Below are 18,088 nucleotides of genomic sequence, written 5' to 3'. Positions count from 1 at the left end.
TGATAAGCCCTTAATTGTTGCGGATTTCTTGTTCAAAGTTTAAGCAATGCAAGCTGACATGGTGGTGGGGACCCCATTTCAGCCTGTACGACTGGGAAATTCGGGGACGACAACTGTGAAAACACGCCTTTTCAGTGCCTTAGATCACGCTATTGAACGTAAGCTGCCTGAGCAACGTTTGTTCCTGAAGTCAGAAGAAGGCACGCGCTTTATTCGTTTGCGTCCAACCATGCAGGCTGGGATCATCCTTGGCGGCGCCGTAATTGCCTGCTGGACCTTCGTTGTCACCGCCATTTTCTTGATGGATACCATCAGTTCCGGCAATGCCCGTGAACAGGCGCAACGTGAACGCGCGATCTATGAAGCCCGCCTGAATGCCCTCTCCAACGAGCGCGACGACCGTGCCAAAGAGGCCTCTGCGGCGCATTCCCGTTTCTATGTGGCGCTTGAACAAATTTCCGAAATGCAGTCCTCCTTGCTGGCCTCGGAAGACCGCCGGAACGAATTGGAAACCGGAATCGAGGTTATCCAGACAACTTTGCGCAAAACCATGAAAGACCGTGATGCGGCGCGCAATGAGACCGAAATTCTTACTGCGCAACTGAATGCTGGCGACAATCCTGACGCCCCCCTTTTGGCACGCGCAAGAAATTCCGACGGCTCCGTTGCCTTTCTGACCGCAGCACTTGAGCAGACCGCCGCCGAACGCGACCAGATTGCTCAAGATGCCAGCGACGCCATTGATGCCGCAGAAGAGTTGCGCTTCACCCTGAAAATGAATGAAGACCGGAACAATCAGATTTTCTCGCGTTTGGAAGAAGCTGTGACCGTATCGCTGGAGCCGCTAGATAAGATGTTCCGTGCGGCTGGCATGCCAACAGACAGCATCCTTCGTGAGGTCCGTCGCGGCTATTCCGGCGCCGGTGGCCCGCTGCTGCCTGCCACGATGTCAACGTCCGGCGGCGGCACGGTCACCGATCAAACCTCGACACGCGCGAATCGCTTGTTGAAAGAGCTGGACCGGATCAACCTGTTCCGCATTGCCGCTGACAAATCCCCGATTTCCATGCCGGTAAAGGCCGCCTTCCGCTTCACATCCCCGTTCGGATACCGCAGGGATCCTAAAGGCGCTGGCCGCCGTATGCACGCAGGTGTCGACTTTGCTGGCGCGCGTGGCACGCCCATCTACGCAACGGCTGACGGGGTTGTCAGCCATGCGGGCTGGCAGTCAGGTTACGGCAAACTTGTTAAGATCAAACATGCCTTTGGCATTGAAACCCGTTACGCACACAACTCGACTATTCGTGTAAAAGTCGGTCAAAAGGTATCGCGTGGCGATCGTATCGGTGATATGGGGGCTACTGGACGTGTCACCGGCACCCATCTTCACTATGAGGTCCGTCTCAACGGAACTCCGGTCAACCCGATGACCTATATCAAGGCAGGACGCGATGTTTTCTAAAAGCAAAATCAACGACCCAAACGCAAAACCAACTGAGGATGGTGCTCCGGCAGCTCCGTCAAAGCCAGCACCCGCCCCTTCCGGCGCGGCTCCTAAGCCCGATTTCTCGGCGTCTGCGCCCCGCCCAAAGGCTCCGCCGTCGACTTTGTCTACTGACCTGACAATTACAGGTAACCTGAAGACAACTGGCGACATTCAGGTGGAAGGCAACGTTGAGGGCGACATTCGCGCGCATTTGCTCACCGTAGGCGAAACTGCGGTCATCAAAGGCGAGATCGTTGCTGACGATGTTGTGGTCAATGGCCGTGTTATCGGTCGTGTTCGTGGCTTGAAGGTTCGCCTGACGTCCACTGCGCGTGTTGAGGGTGACATCATCCACAAGACAATCGCCATAGAGAGCGGTGCACATTTCGAAGGCTCGGTTCAGCGCCAAGACGACCCGCTGAACACTGGTGCAACCAATCCTACTAAAGCCGCAGCTCCGTCCAGCGACGCTCCAAAAGCCTAAGCGCTAATGGATGTTAGCACGCCTCTGGACCAACATGATCCGGAGGCGTCTTCTCTGTGTCGACCTGAGAACCGCCGATATTTGCTTGCCGCCGCCATTCTGGCGTCGGCTTTGGGCTTTATCGACGGATCGATTGTGGCCATTGCCCTCCCCGCCATGCGCATGTCCCTCGGGGCAACTCTTGTTGAGGCGCAATGGGTTTCCAACGCTTATATGCTTTCGCTCAGCGCGCTTATCCTTGTGGGGGGCTCCGCGGGGGATCGCTTTGGCTTGGCACGTGTGTTTGGCGGCGGCATCGCCTTGTTTGTCGCAGCGTCAATGGCATGTGCCTTTGCCCCGAACGCCGACTTTTTGATCGTCGCGCGCGCAGTTCAAGGATTGGGGGCGGCCTTTATGGTTCCCGGATCATTGGCAGTGATCAGCCGCGCCTACCCCCCCGCAGAGCGCGGAAAAGCGATTGGGATATGGGCGGCGGCGGCGGCTGTCACCTCTGCTTTGGGGCCGATCATTGGCGGCGTGGCGCTGACCTTTGGGGATGTGGACATCTGGCGCTGGATATTTGCGGTGAACCTGCCACTTGGGCTGTTGGCGCTGTTTTTGCTTTGCTCCAAGATCGATCACGACCCTAGCCAACCCGAACGCGGCATCGATGTTCCCGGAGGGCTGGCTGCAGTTCTGGGCTTGGGGTTGATTGCTTGGGCGCTAACCGGGGCCGAGCACGGCGAGAGAATATCACATACCAATGTTATCTACGCGATCTCGGGTCTCACCTCGCTTGTGCTTTTTGTGTTTATCGAGTTGCGCAGCCCGAACCCGATTGTGCCCCTATCCCTGTTTCAAAACAGCCGGTTTACGATCGCCAATGTTGTCTCCTTCGGTATCTATTTTTCTTTCTCTGCGGTGCTGATGTATCTGCCCATGTTGGTGGTCGGAGGCTGGGGCCTCTCCGAAATTACGACCTCGGCGGCCTATGCCCCTCTTTCGGTGTTCATTGCCTTGCTGTCTGGGGTGTCTGGGCGTCTGGCCGACCGGTTTGGGCCCAGCCCCTTGCTGATCTCCGGGGCTTTGGTTTTGGCGACAGGCTACGCAATTCTGGCCTTGGTCATCCCGACGCAAAACTTCTGGGGCGCGGTCATGCCTGCCATGTGCTTGCAAGGCATCGGGATGGGATTGCTTGTCGCCCCTCTGTCGACTTCGGTCATGGGGGCGGTCTCGAAGCATTCAACCGGCACTGCTTCGGGGATTAACAACGCGGTGATCCGCATGTCGAGCCTGATTGCCGTGGCCTTCATGGGAAGTGTTGTGGCAGTCGGCTATGGCGCTGCTGACGGACCCGCCAGCTTTGGCGTCATCATGCAAGACCCGGGCCACACTGCCGCCTCTAATGCAGCCTTCATCAAGGTCTCATGGGGCGCCTGCTTGGTCTGCCTCGCCTCCGTCGCTATGACGGTTTACGGCGCTTGGGGAAAGCCGCGCTTCGGCAGTTAGTCTTCGGCTTGAGCTTCCGCGCGGGATTTTCCCGCGACGTCCAATGCCAAAGTTGCGCCCATAAAGCCATCCAGATCCCCGTCCAAGACACCCTTTGTGTCCGAGGTCTCGAAGTTTGTGCGCAAATCTTTGACCATTTGATACGGCTGCAACACGTAAGAGCGGATCTGGTTTCCCCAGCCTGCATCCCCTTTGTTCTCATGCGCTTCGTTGATCGCGGCATTCCGGCGATCCAGCTCGATTTGGTACAGGCGAGATTTTAGGGCCTTCATGGCAATGTCGCGGTTCTGATGCTGTGACTTCTCGGAAGAGGTCACGACAATGCCAGTGGGTTCATGCGTGATACGTACGGCCGAATCTGTCGTATTCACGTGCTGCCCGCCAGCCCCCGAAGACCGGTAGGTGTCGATGCGGATATCCGACGGATTCACTTCAATGTCGATGTTGTCATCCACCACCGGATAGACCCAAACGGACGTGAAGGAGGTGTGCCTCTTGGCGGCGCTGTCAAAAGGGGAAATTCGCACCAAACGATGCACGCCACTTTCGGATTTCAGCCAGCCATAGGCATTATGTCCGCTGATCTTGTAGGACACGGATTTGATCCCCGCCTCGTCACCCGCAGACATCGCTTGCAGTTCGACCTTATAGCCACGCTTTTCAGCCCACCGGGTGTACATTCGCGACAGCATGGAGGCCCAGTCACAGCTTTCCGTGCCACCGGCACCTGCGTTGATTTCCAAAAAGGTGTCATTGGCATCCGCTTCGCCATTCAGCAGGGCTTCCAACTCGGCGGCGGCGGCGCGATCTTTCAGTGTGACAAGGCCCGCTTCGGCCTCCGCCACGACGTCCTCGTCCTCTTCCATTTCGCCCAACTCAATCAGCTCGACATTGTCATCCAGCTCTTGCTTCATTGAGGTGTAGCTGTCGATGGAATCGACCAAAGACTGGCGGTCTCGCATCAGTTTTTGCGCCGCATCCGCATCGTCCCAAAGGTTGGGGTCCTCGACCCGTGCGTTGAACTCCTCCAACCGGTAGGCGGCTGTTTCCCAATCCATACGCTGGCGCAGCAAGGCCAGTGATTTTTCAATGGCATCCACGTTGTTTTGAGCGTCTGCGCGCATGGGGAAAGTCCTGCAATTTTGGTTAGATCAAGGTGATAGGCCAGAGCCAGCCGTCGCGCAAGCAACCTTGCGACACATGCGTCAAACAGGGATGAGGAACCTTGCCCCACCCCTGCCGCAACGCCTAGTACAACCCGCCAGCGCTAAGCGTGCCGAAGTTCGCTTTCTTCGGGATAATCGCCTTTTTGCCGGTAGAGGTCGTGACCTCACGAACCGCAGTCACATCGCTATCCCCGCGGGAGAACAGGTTCAGGTTCGACCCCATCGCAAAGCCACCATCGATGATTGCGCTGATACCGTATTCAGGCTCCTCACCGTCACGGAAATATTCAACGACGACATGGTCACCACTGGCACCCGAGGGCAGGATTGCACCGGTAAAGCGGTCGATTTTCACGAAGTACCCACCGGGAGGGACATCAAATTTACCCCCTCCGTATTTGGCGGTGGCTTTCTTCATGAAGCGATTGAACACAGGGCCACAAGTGGTCCCGCCACCTGCCCCACGCCCAAGGGCTGTTGGGCGGTCATGGCCGATGAAACATCCAGCCACGATGTTGGAAGTGAAGCCCACGAACCACACATCTTTTGCGTCATTTGTGGTGCCGGTCTTGCCAGCAGTTGGCACATTCAGGTTCACCGTTTTACGCGCGGTTCCGCGATCCACAACGCCCTGCATCATCGAAGTCAATTGGTAAGCAGTAATCGCATCCATCACCCGTTCACGGCTGGAATTGATCGCCGGTGCAAAGTTAGGATCAAGCGAGGCCAACTGGCAGTCATCGCAGCTGCGCGTGTCATGGCGATAGACGGTGCGCCCCCAACGGTCTTGGACGCGGTCCACAAGGGTCGGCTCGACGCGTTCACCGCCATTGGCAAACATTGCATAGGCGGTGACCATCTTCATCAGCGTTGTTTCCTGCGCGCCAAGGGCGTTCGACAAAAACGGGTTCATGTCGTCGTAGACGCCAAAACGCTCGGCGTAGCTTGCCACAGTTTCCATGCCAATTTCTTGTGCAAGACGAATGGTCATCAGGTTTCGTGACTGCTCAATCCCTGTGCGCACAGGCGATGGTCCGTAAAAGCGGTTCGACGCATTCTTCGGACGCCACAGGCCCTGCGGGGTGTTCACCTCGATCGGCGCGTCCACGACAATCGTATTCGGCGCAAAGCCGCTATCCAATGCAGCGGCATAGACGAATGGCTTAAAGCTGGAGCCAGGCTGACGGGTGGCCTGAGTGGCGCGATTGAAGACCGAATGCTGGTAGGAAAAGCCGCCTTGCATCGCCAAGACACGGCCAGTGTTGACGTCCATCGCCATAAAGCCGCCCTGCACCTTTGGAATTTGGCGCAAAGACCACGTGCCGTCGTCGCGCGCGCGCACATGCACGACATTGCCCACATCCAGTAGGTTGTCGACATCAGAAGCGCGGCTTCCGAGGTTGCCCTCTTTGTCGCGTGGGCGGGCCCATTTGACGTCGGCCCCAAGGATGCGGCCCAACTCGGTCTTGCCTTCAATCCCGATTGTGGCGTCCTTCCCTTCAAAGCCCAAGACGACCGCCGCGTGCCACCCTTCAATGTCCCGCGGGAATGTGGTTTCGGACAGGGCCTCGCGCCAGCCGTCCCCCTCCAGAAGGTCAGTGTCGATCGAAGTGGTCACACGGTGGAAAACGCCACGACCACGGTCGTATCCTTCCAAGGCGCGACGCAGGGATTTCGCCGCCTCGTCCTGCAATTCACGGTCGACGGTGGCGCGGATGGTCAACCCGCCGCCAAAGAATTCATCCTCACCAAAGTCCTTTGACAACTGGCGTCGGATCTCGTCGGTGAAATAGTCACGGTCAGGCAATTCGGATTTGAAATGCGCGAAGCTTCCGCTTTGGACCGTCGCCAACGGCTTTTCGCGCGAAACCTGATAGGTCTCTTCGCTGATGTAGCCGTTCTCGAACATTTCGCGCAGAACGAAATTGCGGCGCCCTATGGCGCGTTCTGCTTGGCGCACTGGGTGGTAGCGAGACGGGGCTTTGGGAAGGACGGCGAGGTAGGCCGCCTCTTCGACTTCCAGCTCCGAAAGGGTTTTGTTGAAATATGTCTGCGCCGCAGCTGCGACCCCGAAGCTGTTTTGCCCCAGAAAGATTTCATTCAGGTAGAGTTCAAGAATTTTGTCTTTGCTCAGTGTGCCCTCAATGCGCGATGCGAGGATCAATTCCTTGATTTTGCGTTCCGCCGAGCGATCACCTGACAACAAAAAGTTCTTCATGACCTGTTGCGTGATCGTCGACGCACCCCGAAGCCGCGCGCCTTGCGCTGCATCCAATGCCGCTTTGGCCATCCCCAAAGGATCATATCCCTTATGGGTATAGAAATACTTGTCCTCTGCCGAAATGAAGGCCTGCTTCACGATGTCGGGGATTTCATTTGCTGGGGCAAAGAGGCGGCGTTCTTGCGCGAATTCGTCGATCAAGGCGCCCTGCCCCGAATAGATGCGGCTGATGGTCGGTGGCGTATATTGGGCCAATTGATCTGTGTCGGGTAGATCGCGGGCGTACATGAAGAAGATCGCCCCAAGCAACAGCGCCACCGCGACGGTGCCAATGCAGATCAAGCTAAAGATTGATCCAAAGAAAGAGAGAATCGCGCGCAGCATTATTGGTGCCCCCAAAGCCGTGTTACACAGTATATATGTGGTGTGCCCTCTAAGGTCAAAACGCCCATATGGGGAAAACCGGCTAAAACCGGCCAATTCTGATCACGATTTGAAGGGATCACTGCCGCCTCCCCGCGATTGCCGCATCTTCCAATGACCAAAGGTCCAATGCATCAACGATTCCCGTGGTGGCTTGGTGGCGCCATTCGCTGTCTTGCAGGCGGGCCAGATCAGTTTGCGATGACATAAACCCCAATTCGATCAGCACCGAGGGGATATCGGGGGCCTTCAGCACCGAGAACCCTGCCTCAAGGCGCGGGCGCTTGTGCAGCTTGCCCAGCGTGTTCTTCAAGCCGCCCACCAAAGCATCCGCAAGCCGGTCGCTGCGCGGTGCGGTCTCTCGGCGGGCAAGGTCCATCAGAACCGTCGCAATTTGATCATCCTGTGCGGTCAAGTCCACGCCCGCCAAAATATCCGTCCTGTCCTGACGTTCTGCCAAGATGGCCGAAGCCTCGTCGGATGCGTCTTCGGACAAGGTATAGATTGTCGTGCCGGTTGCGCGCCCCTGTGCCAATGCATCTGCGTGTAGGGATATGAACACATCCGCCCCTGCCGCACGAGCCAGCGTAACCCGTTGGGGCAAAGAGACAAAACTGTCGTCTTCGCGGGTCATTATCACGTCATAGCGCCCAGAGCGGAGCAGCTGCTCGCGCAGTTCTTTGGCGAATTGCAGCATAAGATCCGCCTCATCCACGCCGCCACGTTGTGCGCCCGGGTCCACCCCGCCATGGCCGGGGTCCACGACAATCATCTGGCGTCGCGCCTCGATCGCCACCGCGTCTTGTGACCAGGCCTTCACTGCCGCCACATCCGCAGATACATGCGCGTCAAATTCGTTCTGCGTGGTGCCTGCCAACCCCAAAACAATCACGGCATCGCCGTCTTGCGGGTCTGTGGTCATCCCCGCCGAGGTCACGCGCATCGGCTCCGACAGCTCCATCACCAGCCGAGACCAACCATTGCGGATCACCCCCGCACGCAATTGCCGCACACGATCCGAGCGATCCAACACCTGCAACTCAGGCTCAAAGGCCACTTCGCGAAAATCTATCGCCACGCGCATCGGGTTGCCAAGCAGTTGCACGCGGTAGGGAACCGCTTGCGTCAGCGAAAGCGACAAAGTGGTGGTGCCACGGGAATCTTCGACCCCTGATTCCGCCATATCGACCCGCGCCAAGGCCCGTAAGCTTTGCGCCGCTGAACTGACGGTCATCCCCGCACAACACAGGAACGTCGCAATGATAACTGAGTTCAGCCTGCTCATGACCGCCCTTTTCTTTTTTCGAATGTGTAGCAGATTTCCCGTGGCGGGCGAAGGGGCGAATTAGCGACGAGCGGTCATGAATTCTATCAAACGCCGCAAGCCTTCCACAATGTCTTCGGTGGCCCGCGCATATGAAAAGCGCAAAGTCGTATGGCCGCGCACCGGATCAAAGTCCAATCCAGGTGTAACGGCCACGCCTGCCTGTTCCAGAATTTCGGCCGCGAAGGCAAGACTGTCTTGGGTCAGATCAGACACATCGGCGTAAACATAGAAGGCCCCATCGGGAGGCGCGATCTTGTCAAAGCCCGCTTTTGGCAAGCCGTCCAACATGAGGCGCCGGTTTTCAGAGTAAACCTTCAACATCGCCTCGGTTTCTTCCCTTGCACTTAATGCGCCAAGGGCTGCGACCTGAGCCGCATGCGGGGCGCAGATGAACATGTTTTGGGCCAATCGCTCGATCCGGCGGATATGGGCGTCGGGGACAACCATCCACCCCAAGCGCCACCCTGTCATGGAGAAATACTTCGAGAAGGAGTTGATCACATAGACATCATCCGACAGCTCCAAGGCGGAAACAGCACGGCCTTCGTAGTGTACGCCTTGGTAGATTTCATCCGAGATAAACGCGATGTTCCTTTGCTGGCAGGCCGAAATCAGAGCGCCCAAATCCGCCCGAGACAGCATGGTTCCCGTCGGGTTCGCCGGTGACGCCACGATCATCCCCGCCAGATCCACCTCAGGCACCTGCGGGACGTGACGGTCACTCGAATAGGTCGGAATCGCATGCGGCGTCAGGCTAAGTGACTTAAGGATCTGGCGATAAGAGGGGTAGCCAGGTTCGGTCACGCCAACGGTTTCCCCCGCCTCGAACACTGCGGTAAAGGCCAGCACAAAGGCCGCAGACGACCCAGCCGTCACCACAACCCGCTTTGGGTCCACCTCCACACCATACCATTCTTGATAGAGGGCCGCGATACCGGCGCGAAGCTCTGGCAAGCCCAAGGCCACAGTATACCCGAGCGCCTCACGATCCATCGCGTCTGACAAAGCATCGCGCGCGGCCTTCGGGGCCGGTGTTCCGGGTTGACCAACCTCCATGTGAATAATCGAGCGCCCCGCCTGTTCCAAACGACGTGCTTGCTCCATCACATCCATAACGATGAAGGCATCGACGTCACCTCGGCTTGAACTTCGCATGATATCCTCGCAAGGTTGGGGGTGTTTGATGCTTCAAACCAGCCCCTGCCCATGGGGTCAATCGTTGGAAAGGATTCTGCGTTGAAACTTTTGCGCCTGCTTGTTGTGATCGCAACCATCGCCCTGATGGGGCTGCCTGCTCATGCGATTGGATTGATCCGCGACGCTGAAATCGAGCAAGCCCTCCGGCAGTTGGCAAAACCGGTGTTTCGCTCTGCTGGGTTCGGCTCCAGTCGCATTCGGATATTGGTCATCGACAACCCGAAGCTCAACGCATTCGTGGTGGATTCAAACCACGTGTTCATCCATTCGGGCCTGATCATGAGATTGCACCGCCCCGAAGCTTTGCAAGCCGTGATTGCGCATGAATTGGCCCATATCGCCAACGGGCACCTGACGCGTCGCGCAACCAATGCGCGTGTTGCGGGGCGTGTTACGGCCATTGGAATGGCTCTGGCGGCAGCGGCTGCGGTCAGTGGGAATGGGGAAGCAGCAATCGGGCTGGCGGCTGGGACAAATAGCGCGGCGACGCGGCGCTTCTTTGCCCATACCCGCGCTGAAGAGGCCTCGGCCGATCAATCTGCGCTGAGATATATGGCCACGGCAGGTATCGATCCGGCGGCCATGACGGATATTTTGGAGATTTTCCGAGGACAAGAAGCACTGCAACCTGGCCGCCAAGATCCCTATGCCCGTTCGCACCCCCTGAGCCAAGACCGCCTGCGCGCGGTGAAAGGATATGTCGCCGGTTACAAGAAGCGCACCAAACCCACGACACCAGAAGCGCAATATTGGTATGACCGGATGTCCGCCAAATTGAGCGGCTTTCTGCGCAACCCTCGCTATGTTTTGCGCCGCCCAGAAAGCAAGGGAGCCGGCGAGATTGCCACCCTTCGCCGCGCCATTGCCTATCACAAAACGCCGAATTTGAAGAAAGCCACCAAGGAGCTGAACGCTCTGATAAAGATGCGCCCGCGTGATCCGTATTACCATGAACTCAAAGGGCAAATCTTCTTGGAGGGCCGCCAGTTCAATGCCGCTGTCGCCTCTTACAAACAAGCCTTGGCACTGGCCCCGCGAGAGCCGTTGATCGAAGCCGGATTGGGCCGTGCGCTGCTTGCTCAAGGGTCTGCGGGGGCGGCAAAACAAGCGCTGTCCATTTTGCGGCGCGCGCGGTCGCGTGACCCCGATGATCCGCAACTCTTGCGCAGTTTGGCGCTGGCGCATGCAAAGAACGGGCAAAACGCCTTGGCGTCTGTGGCCACTGCCGAGCGCTACTTGATCTTGGGCCGCCCCTCGGATGCCGCCCTTCACGCCAAGCGGGCTGCGGGGGCTTTGCCGCGTGGATCGTCCGGCTGGCTGCGCGCGCAGGATGTTCTCTCCGCCGCTGATGCCGCCCCAAAACGCAAGAAGAAGCGCAAATAAAAAAGGCCGGGCGATTGCCCGACCTTTTCCAGTGTTTCGCTGATTCCGGTTTACCGGCCTAAAGACCACCAGCCCTTGCGCTTGGGCTTCTCGACCTCGGCGGCCGCGGGCTCCTCGGTGGCAGCTTCGGCCACAAGCGGTTTTGAAACCCGCGTGCGAGTCCGCTTCGGTTTTGGTGCAGGTGCTGCTTCCGTTTCAGCCACGACCTCAACCGGAGCAGCTGTTGCAACAGTCTCCGCCGCAGGTTCAGGGGCAGGTTCAGGGGCCGCAACCTCTTCGGATTTCTTGGCCTTCGCTGTTTTGGCCCGTTTGGACGGGGCTTTAGCGGGGGAGTCCGATTTGGCGGCTGCCTTAGGCGTTGCGGCCTTTCGCGAGCGCGTTTTCTTCGGCTTTTCTTCCACCGTATCCGCAGCAGTTTCTGGCGCTGTCGTGTCTGCCGCGGCGGCGTCGGCCTCAGCTTCAGCCTCTACCACTTTCTTGGAGCGGGACCGTGTGCGCGGTTTTTTCGGCTTCTCTTCAGCCTTAGCTTCAGCAGCCTCTGGAACCGCAGCCGCAACAGCTGCGGCCTCAGCGACCGGTGCTTCCGCTACAGCATCAACTGCAGGCGCATCTGCCGCGACAGCTTCATCCGTTTTCGTCTTGGAGCGAGACCGGCTGCGCGACCGTGATCTGCTTTTTGGCTTCTCTTCGGCCTCTGGCGCGGCCTCAGGCGAAACCTCTCCATCCGTGGAAGGCTCGGCAGGTTTCGCATCATCGGCTTTGGGATCGCCTTCTGAGGCCGCCACCCCTTCTTCGGTGGCCCCCTCTTCCGCGCGCTGCGCCGCTGACTTGGAGCGACCACGACCGCCACGACGACGACGGCGCTTCTTCTTCTTCGGGTTGCCGTTCTCGTCCAGTTCCTGCTCCGGAGCTTCGACTTTCGCCTCTTCTTCGGCCAATGCCTCATCAATGGCGTTGTCCATCTCGTCGATGTCCGACATATCGATGCTGTCCATGGACACCACATTGCTGGCGACCGGATTGATCACGCGGGTGGCGGTTTTGAACTTCTCGATAGAGTAATCAGGGCTGACCAGATGCGCATCCGCCTCCAGACGTACCGCCATATTGTAGCGGCTCTCGATCTGGGCGACATGTTCGCGTTTTTCGTTCATCAGATAGTTGATGACGGCAATTGGGGCCTTAAGCAAAACCTCACGGGACCGCTTGCGCGTCCCCTCTTCTTCCAGCTGGCGCAGGATTGTCAGGGCAAGACTGTCATCCGAGCGGATCAGGCCGGTGCCGTGGCACGATGGGCAAGGTTGCGTCGTGGCCTCCAGCATTCCTGGGCGCAATCGTTGGCGCGACATTTCTAGAAGGCCAAAGCCCGAAATGCGCCCCACTTGGATCCGTGCGCGGTCGGTTTTCAGCTTGTCCTTAAGCAACTTCTCGACGGCCGTATTGTTGCGGCGCTCGTCCATATCGATGAAGTCGATCACGATCAGACCGGCCAAATCGCGCAAACGGGCCTGACGCGCCACTTCGGCGGCGGCTTCAAGGTTTGTCTTAAGCGCAGTCTGCTCGATAGAGCCTTCCTTGGTGGCACGCCCCGAGTTCACATCCACCGCAACAAGCGCTTCGGTGGTGTCAATCACGATGTAGCCACCAGACGGCAATTGCACCGTTGGGTTGAACATGCCCGACAGGTAGCTTTCCACCTGATGACGCGCGAACAGCGGCATCGAGTCAGTATAGCGTTTTACGTTTTTGGCATGCGACGGCATGATCATGCGCATGAAATCTTTGGCCACGCGGTACCCCGCCTCGCCTTCGATAATCACTTCATCGATGTCTTTGTTGTAGAGGTCGCGGATCGACCGTTTGATCAAATCGCCTTCCTCATAAATTTGCGCAGGCGCAATGGACTTCAACGTCAGCTCACGAACCTGTTCCCACTGGCGTTGCAAGTATTCATAATCGCGTTTGATCTCGGTTTTGGTGCGTTGCGATCCCGCGGTGCGCACAATCAAACCCGCGCCCAAGGGCACGTCGATCTCATTGGCGATCTCTTTCAGCTTCTTGCGGTCGGCAGGGTTGGTGATCTTGCGTGAAATACCGCCACCGCGCGCGGTGTTCGGCATCAAGACGCAATAGCGACCGGCCAGCGACAGGTAGGTCGTGAGCGCAGCACCCTTGTTGCCGCGCTCTTCTTTGACGACTTGAACCAAAAGGATTTGGCGGACTTTGATGACTTCTTGGATCTTGTACCGCTTGGCGCGGGGTTTGCGCGGCTGGCGGATTTCTTCGGTGACGTCTTCTTGGGCGACGCTTTCGATGTTTTCGTCTTTTTCGGATGCGGAGGCTTCTTCTTCCTCGTCATCGCTGTCCGTGTCATCGCCTTCGTCCAGATCAACCACATCCATGCCTGAAATTGCTGGGGCGGCTTCTGCTTCTGGTGCAGCTTCAACAGCAACGGGGGCTTCAGCAGGTGTGTCAGCTTCGACAGCTACCTCGGTTACAGCTTCTGCTACGGCCTCGGCTTCCACGGCTGGAGTGTCCACTGCGGGTGCTTCACCGGACAGCTCTCCGCCATCTGCGTTCACGTCCACGGCTGCGGCATCCTCAGCAGGTTCCTTCACCTCTTCGGTGACGACCGCGTCGTTGTTTTTCGCTTTTTGCGACCGCGACCGGCCCCGCGAACGAGAGCGCGACTTCTTCGGTTTCTCGTCCTCTTCAGCCTGCATACGCGCGTATTCGAGTTCTTCCTCGATCAGCGCTTGGCGGTCGGCCATTGGGATTTGGTAGTAGTCGGGGTGAATTTCAGAATAGGCAAGGAAGCCATGACGGTTCCCGCCATAGTCCACAAAGGCCGCCTGAAGCGACGGCTCCACCCGTGTTACTTTTGCCAAATAGATGTTGCCAGCTAGCTGGCGTTTGTTTTCCGATTCAAAGTCGAACTCGTCAACTTTGTTTCCGTCTGCCACCACAACGCGGGTTTCTTCCGCGTGGGTGGCGTCGATAAGCATTTTCTTAGCCATGTTTTCCGATTGCATCCGGCCAAAACCCGAAACGCCTCTGGGGGCGCATTGGGTGTGGAGGGATGTCTAGTTTGGGCGAGAATGGGCGCAGTTGGCCGCAACGCGGTGCGCGACGCGGGAAAACCCGCGTCAATCCGTCCGTTGCTGTGCCTGTCGCGTTTCATCGCGTTTTGTCTCCGACTCTGGCCACATAATTGGTGGCGCGAGCCTTACGAATGGTGCCACGGCGCGTTTTGCGCGCCAGCGGCGATGGCCCCTAAGGGCCGTCAATCCTGCGGTGCTTGGGCTCGTTTTGTCCTTCGAGCATAGCTGCAGTGAAACTCTAACCGGTCCAATGCGCCTCGAAGGGCACCGGACCGTCCCCAACACATAGTATTGTTTGTGTATAGATTACAATGAGCAATCGCGGGTGAGTGTGGATAACTCTGCAGATTGGTCAATTCTCACTTGGAATTGAGCGCATTTTCATTTCGGACAACTTTAGCTAAATCTGCAAGGACATCGGGAACATATGCCCTTTGCCCCGTTTTGGCGCCCGGCCCCAAAGAGCACCGAGGGCGCCAAAACCGCCGCCAAGGATGCAACAACAGGCCGCCATAGATTACCAGACTGACGGTGACCTATTCGAAGCCCCCTGCCCGCCCCTAGACGTAATCGGCCCGCTGCAAACCGTATTTGGCCATTTTCTCGTTCAACGTGCGGCGTGGGAGGCACAGCTCTTCCATCACTGACGCGATGGAGCCTTTGTGCCGACGCATGGTGTTGTCGATCAACATGCGTTCAAAGGCTTCGACGTATTCTTTCAACGGCTTGCCTTCCGTGGTGACGACCGGCCCCATCTCGGAGTTATCCGCCATCAACAAAGACGCGATCGAGCCGGACCCACGTCGGTTCTGAAGCACCGCGCGCTCTGCGACATTGATAAGCTGACGGACATTCCCGGGCCATGGGGCTTGCAACAGTTGAGCGGCCTCTTGGGCCGAAACCTCAGGTGCCGCAGAGCCGTATTCTTCGCCGAACTGCTCCCCGAAGCGATTGAACAACGTCAAAATATCCTCACCGCGCTGGCGCAGCGGCGGGATGGTGATTTTCATCGCCGCCAACCGGTAATACAGGTCAGCGCGGATCAGGTCCTCGCAGGTTTTGCCCTGCTCTTGGGTGTTGCAAATCGCGATGATGCGCGTCTCGGCCGGAGTGCCTTGATCATTTATCAGCTGCAAAAGACGCGCTTGCAAAACTTCCGGCAAAGCTTCGATGTCTTCCAACACCAAAGTGCCGCCGCGCGCTTGTTCAACCAAGGGCAGTTCTTCCCCTTCGTCCACGGGGTCAAACAACCTCTTGGCGAGTGAAGGCTCGTCAAAGGCTGCGCAGCTCAGGGTGACGAATTTCTTGCCCGCCCTTGGGCCAACCGCATGCAACGCATGCGCCACCAACGTCTTTCCAGAACCGGTTTCGCCGTCGATCAGCACATGGCCATCCGCCTGCCCCAGATCCAAAATATCCTCGCGCAGCCGCTCCATCACTGGGGAGGAGCCAATCAGCTTTTTCATCAAAGCGGCGCCGTCCGACAGCTCTCGGCGCAACGCGCGGTTGTCCAATGTCAAGCGACGCGAAATGGTGGCGCGCTTCGCAAGTTGGGTCATTTTGTCTGGGTTAAAGGGCTTTTCAAGAAAATCAAACGCCCCGACCCGCATGGCCTCAACCGCCATCGGAACATCGCCGTGGCCGGTGATCATGATCACTGGCAAAGCACTGTCTTGGCTCATCAGTCGTTTGAGAAACTGCATCCCGTCCATTCCGGGCATCTTGATATCGCTGACCACGATCCCAGGGTAATCACTGCCAATCCCTTTCAAGGCGTCTTCCGCACTTGCGAAGGTTTCGGTGTCATATCCCGACAAAGCAAGCCATTGGGAGATCGACTGACGCATGTCTTGCTCGTCATCGACAATTGCGATTTTCAAAGAGTTGGCCATGTTCTGGCTCCTTTACTGCTGTAGTGCGCCTATTCGGCGGCCTCAATATTATCGGATGAGGCGGGTAATTCCGTCGGAGGTTGGGTCTTTATGGCGTCTTGCCCAAGTATTGGCAGCTGCACCTCGAAAACAGCGCCCCCTGCTTGGCCGTTGCGCGCGGTTAAGCGGCCCCCCAGATCCGAGACGATGCCAGAGGAAATTGCCAACCCCAGCCCCACCCCTTCGCCAGGCTGTTTTGTGGTGTAGAACGGCTCGAACAATTCATCGAGGTTCTCCAACCCTTCCCCATTGTCCCGAACGCTAAGAACCGCCGTTTCACCGGAGTTCAGGAGAATTTCAACCTGAGGCGTCATCACACCTTTGGTGGCATCCAAGGCATTTCGAAACAGGTTGATGATCACCTGCTCCAAGCGCACCCGATCGCCCAAAACCAACACCGGATCTTCGGGCAATGTCGCAAGCACCCGCACATCCCCCCGCTTTAGCTGCGGCTCCATCATGGACAATGACCCGCGCACGGCGTCGCGCAGATCGACAGGTTCCAAATCGTCACCGCCTTTTCGGGCGTAAGATTTCAACTGCCGCGTGATCGCCCCCATCCGGTCGATCAGGTCGTCGATGCGCTGAAAGGAGGCTTGAGCCTCTTCCGGCCTGCGACGCTGAAGCAGCAATTTCGCCCCCGCAAGATAGGTCTTCATTGCGGCCAGCGGTTGGTTCAATTCGTGACTGACGGCGGCTGACATCTCCCCCAAGGCGGCCAGTTTTTGGGATTGCGCCAAGGATTGCTCCGCCACCTCCAGATTTTTCTGCACCTTTTGACGCTCTGCGATCTCGCGGCTCAGGCGCAGGTTCAATGCGCGCAATTCCTCGCTTTCGCGGCGGAAAAATCCGACCTGTGACTGCGCACGACGTGACAGAACATAGAACGTCAGGGCCAAGAGGATCGCGAAGGCCATGATTTCGATCGCAAGCACACCATTCACCCGCTCGCGTACGCTTGCGTAGGTGGAAAACGACGTGATCCGCCATCCCCTGAACGGGATACGCCCGACCATTTCCATCACTGCCTCGCCTCGGAAATATGCATCGGGTTGATCAATGTCGAACAGCCCGCCAGTGGCCTCAAACGCCCGTCGCAAGGCGCTGTCTGGCGTGCGGCTCTCTAGCGCCTCGGTGATTGACAAGCCGCGCCAGCGCGGGTCCGTCGCAATAACAATCTGACCTTCGGAATCAGTAATCAACACCGCCTCGGACGGCGAACGCCATCGGGTCTCGAACTGGCGCAGATCGACGTCGACAACGATCACGCCGAGCCCCTGTTTCTCCGATTCTATCCGACGCGCATAGGTGAACTTGAATGCCCCGCTTTCGAGTTCGGTCGCGTTGAACACTGTCTCATTGGTCCGCAACGCATCCACGAAATAAGGGGAGTTTCGAAAGTTCCCGCCCAATTCGTTGCGATCAGAGGACGCCACGATCACCCCGTCATGGTCAAACAAACGCAGCCCTGCCGCGCCGATTTCTTCGGAAAAAGAAATCAACCTGCGCGAGGTCGCGGAAAAGTCGTTTGAGTTCAACGCCGCGATCATCACCGGATCACGTGCCAGTAGCAAAGGCACCACTCGGTTGCGCTGCAATTCGGATGTGATGGCGTTGGAATAAAGAGCGAGGCGGATTTCACCACGGTTGCGCGTGGTTTCGGTGAAGCGATCCGTCAACCACAGGTTTGAAATCCAGATAATCCCGACCGCGACAACGATCAGTCCAAGAACCACACCCCGCACCCGCCATGTCGCGCGCAGCGATGGCTGATGTTTGATGTCGGGGCTTACCGAACTATCGGCATCACCGGAGGGAGGCGTCGTCTTCATGCGTATTAGGATACGGGACTGCCTGCGCAGTCTCAAGCACGCCTAAGCA

11 protein-coding genes are annotated in these 18,088 nt (G+C 57.8%); 4 read left to right on the top strand and 7 right to left on the bottom strand.

All coding sequences use genetic code 11. The annotated features are described in order from the left end of the window. Positions 1-115 precede the first annotated feature (115 nt). Genes Q0746_RS16170 through Q0746_RS16160 form a run of 3 tightly spaced genes read left to right on the top strand, consistent with a single transcriptional unit; the run spans position 116 to position 3,458 of the window. Positions 116-1,462 carry a M23 family metallopeptidase gene (locus tag Q0746_RS16170; RefSeq protein WP_298262125.1) on the top strand — a complete coding sequence of 449 codons (1,347 nt, stop codon included), beginning with the start codon at positions 116-118 and terminating at the stop codon, positions 1,460-1,462. Next, a complete protein-coding gene (locus Q0746_RS16165; protein ID WP_298262124.1) occupies positions 1,452-1,970 on the top strand; it encodes a polymer-forming cytoskeletal protein in 519 nt (172 codons plus the stop codon). Before Q0746_RS16170 ends, Q0746_RS16165 begins: the two co-directional genes overlap by 11 nt. A gap of 6 nt (positions 1,971-1,976) precedes the next feature. After that, on the top strand, positions 1,977-3,458 hold the full coding sequence (locus Q0746_RS16160; RefSeq protein WP_298262123.1) for an MFS transporter: 1,482 nt from the start codon (positions 1,977-1,979) through the stop codon (positions 3,456-3,458). On the opposite strand, the gene prfB is transcribed toward Q0746_RS16160, so the two are convergent. The 4 genes from prfB to Q0746_RS16140 form a co-directional block, all read right to left on the bottom strand. Further along, the gene (prfB, locus tag Q0746_RS16155) at positions 3,455-4,582 is read right to left on the bottom strand and encodes a peptide chain release factor 2 (RefSeq protein ID WP_298262122.1); all 1,128 of its coding nucleotides are present in this window, start codon (positions 4,580-4,582) and stop codon (positions 3,455-3,457) included. The genes Q0746_RS16160 and prfB overlap by 4 nt on opposite strands. Before the next feature lie 124 nt (positions 4,583-4,706). Beyond that, positions 4,707-7,229 (bottom strand): penicillin-binding protein 1A, encoded by a 2,523-nt coding sequence (locus Q0746_RS16150; protein ID WP_298262121.1) that lies wholly within the window; start codon positions 7,227-7,229, stop codon positions 4,707-4,709. Positions 7,230-7,347: 118 nt separating this feature from the next. After that, positions 7,348-8,553: an N-acetylmuramoyl-L-alanine amidase gene (locus Q0746_RS16145; RefSeq protein ID WP_298262120.1), complete on the bottom strand. Its 1,206-nt coding sequence runs from the start codon at positions 8,551-8,553 to the stop codon at positions 7,348-7,350. A gap of 60 nt (positions 8,554-8,613) precedes the next feature. Continuing rightward, a complete protein-coding gene (locus tag Q0746_RS16140) occupies positions 8,614-9,750 on the bottom strand; it encodes an aminotransferase class I/II-fold pyridoxal phosphate-dependent enzyme (RefSeq protein ID WP_298262119.1) in 1,137 nt (378 codons plus the stop codon). A gap of 81 nt (positions 9,751-9,831) precedes the next feature. Between Q0746_RS16140 and Q0746_RS16135 the strand changes: the two genes are divergently transcribed. Next, complete coding sequence (locus Q0746_RS16135; protein WP_298262118.1) at positions 9,832-11,175, top strand: M48 family metalloprotease; 1,344 nt, start codon at positions 9,832-9,834, stop codon at positions 11,173-11,175. A gap of 50 nt (positions 11,176-11,225) precedes the next feature. Here the strand turns inward: Q0746_RS16135 and Q0746_RS16130 are convergent, their stop codons facing one another. The 3 genes from Q0746_RS16130 to Q0746_RS16120 all read right to left on the bottom strand — a co-directional run bounded on the left by Q0746_RS16130 (position 11,226) and on the right by Q0746_RS16120 (position 18,039). After that, the gene (locus Q0746_RS16130; RefSeq protein ID WP_298262117.1) at positions 11,226-14,192 is read right to left on the bottom strand and encodes a ribonuclease E/G; all 2,967 of its coding nucleotides are present in this window, start codon (positions 14,190-14,192) and stop codon (positions 11,226-11,228) included. Positions 14,193-14,836: 644 nt separating this feature from the next. Further along, entirely contained in the window at positions 14,837-16,168 is a 1,332-nt protein-coding gene (locus tag Q0746_RS16125) for a sigma-54 dependent transcriptional regulator (RefSeq protein ID WP_298262116.1), read from the bottom strand. 29 nt (positions 16,169-16,197) lie between these two features. Next, positions 16,198-18,039, bottom strand: a complete 1,842-nt coding sequence (locus Q0746_RS16120; RefSeq protein WP_298262115.1) for an ATP-binding protein — start codon at positions 18,037-18,039, stop codon at positions 16,198-16,200. Between the last annotated feature and the right edge of the window lie 49 nt (positions 18,040-18,088).

Origin of the sequence: uncultured Litoreibacter sp., from assembly GCF_947487515.1 — a bacterium.
In the GTDB taxonomy this organism is placed as follows: domain Bacteria; phylum Pseudomonadota; class Alphaproteobacteria; order Rhodobacterales; family Rhodobacteraceae; genus Litoreibacter.
The sequence above is the reverse complement of the archived record's forward strand: the minus strand, read 5'-3'. Positions and strand labels throughout refer to the sequence as shown.

Excerpts from the sequence above, each read along its gene's own strand:
- Q0746_RS16165 (WP_298262124.1), top strand. The coding sequence starts at position 1,452 with ATGTTTTCTAAAAGCAAAATCAACGACCCAAACGCAAAACCAACTGAG.
- Q0746_RS16160 (WP_298262123.1), top strand. The coding sequence starts at position 1,977 with ATGGATGTTAGCACGCCTCTGGACCAACATGATCCGGAGGCGTCTTCT.
- prfB (WP_298262122.1), bottom strand. The coding sequence starts at position 4,582 with ATGCGCGCAGACGCTCAAAACAACGTGGATGCCATTGAAAAATCACTG.
- Q0746_RS16150 (WP_298262121.1), bottom strand. The coding sequence starts at position 7,229 with ATGCTGCGCGCGATTCTCTCTTTCTTTGGATCAATCTTTAGCTTGATC.
- Q0746_RS16145 (WP_298262120.1), bottom strand. The coding sequence starts at position 8,553 with ATGAGCAGGCTGAACTCAGTTATCATTGCGACGTTCCTGTGTTGTGCG.
- Q0746_RS16140 (WP_298262119.1), bottom strand. The coding sequence starts at position 9,750 with ATGCGAAGTTCAAGCCGAGGTGACGTCGATGCCTTCATCGTTATGGAT.
- Q0746_RS16130 (WP_298262117.1), bottom strand. The coding sequence starts at position 14,192 with ATGGCTAAGAAAATGCTTATCGACGCCACCCACGCGGAAGAAACCCGC.
- Q0746_RS16125 (WP_298262116.1), bottom strand. The coding sequence starts at position 16,168 with ATGGCCAACTCTTTGAAAATCGCAATTGTCGATGACGAGCAAGACATG.
- Q0746_RS16120 (WP_298262115.1), bottom strand. The coding sequence starts at position 18,039 with ATGAAGACGACGCCTCCCTCCGGTGATGCCGATAGTTCGGTAAGCCCC.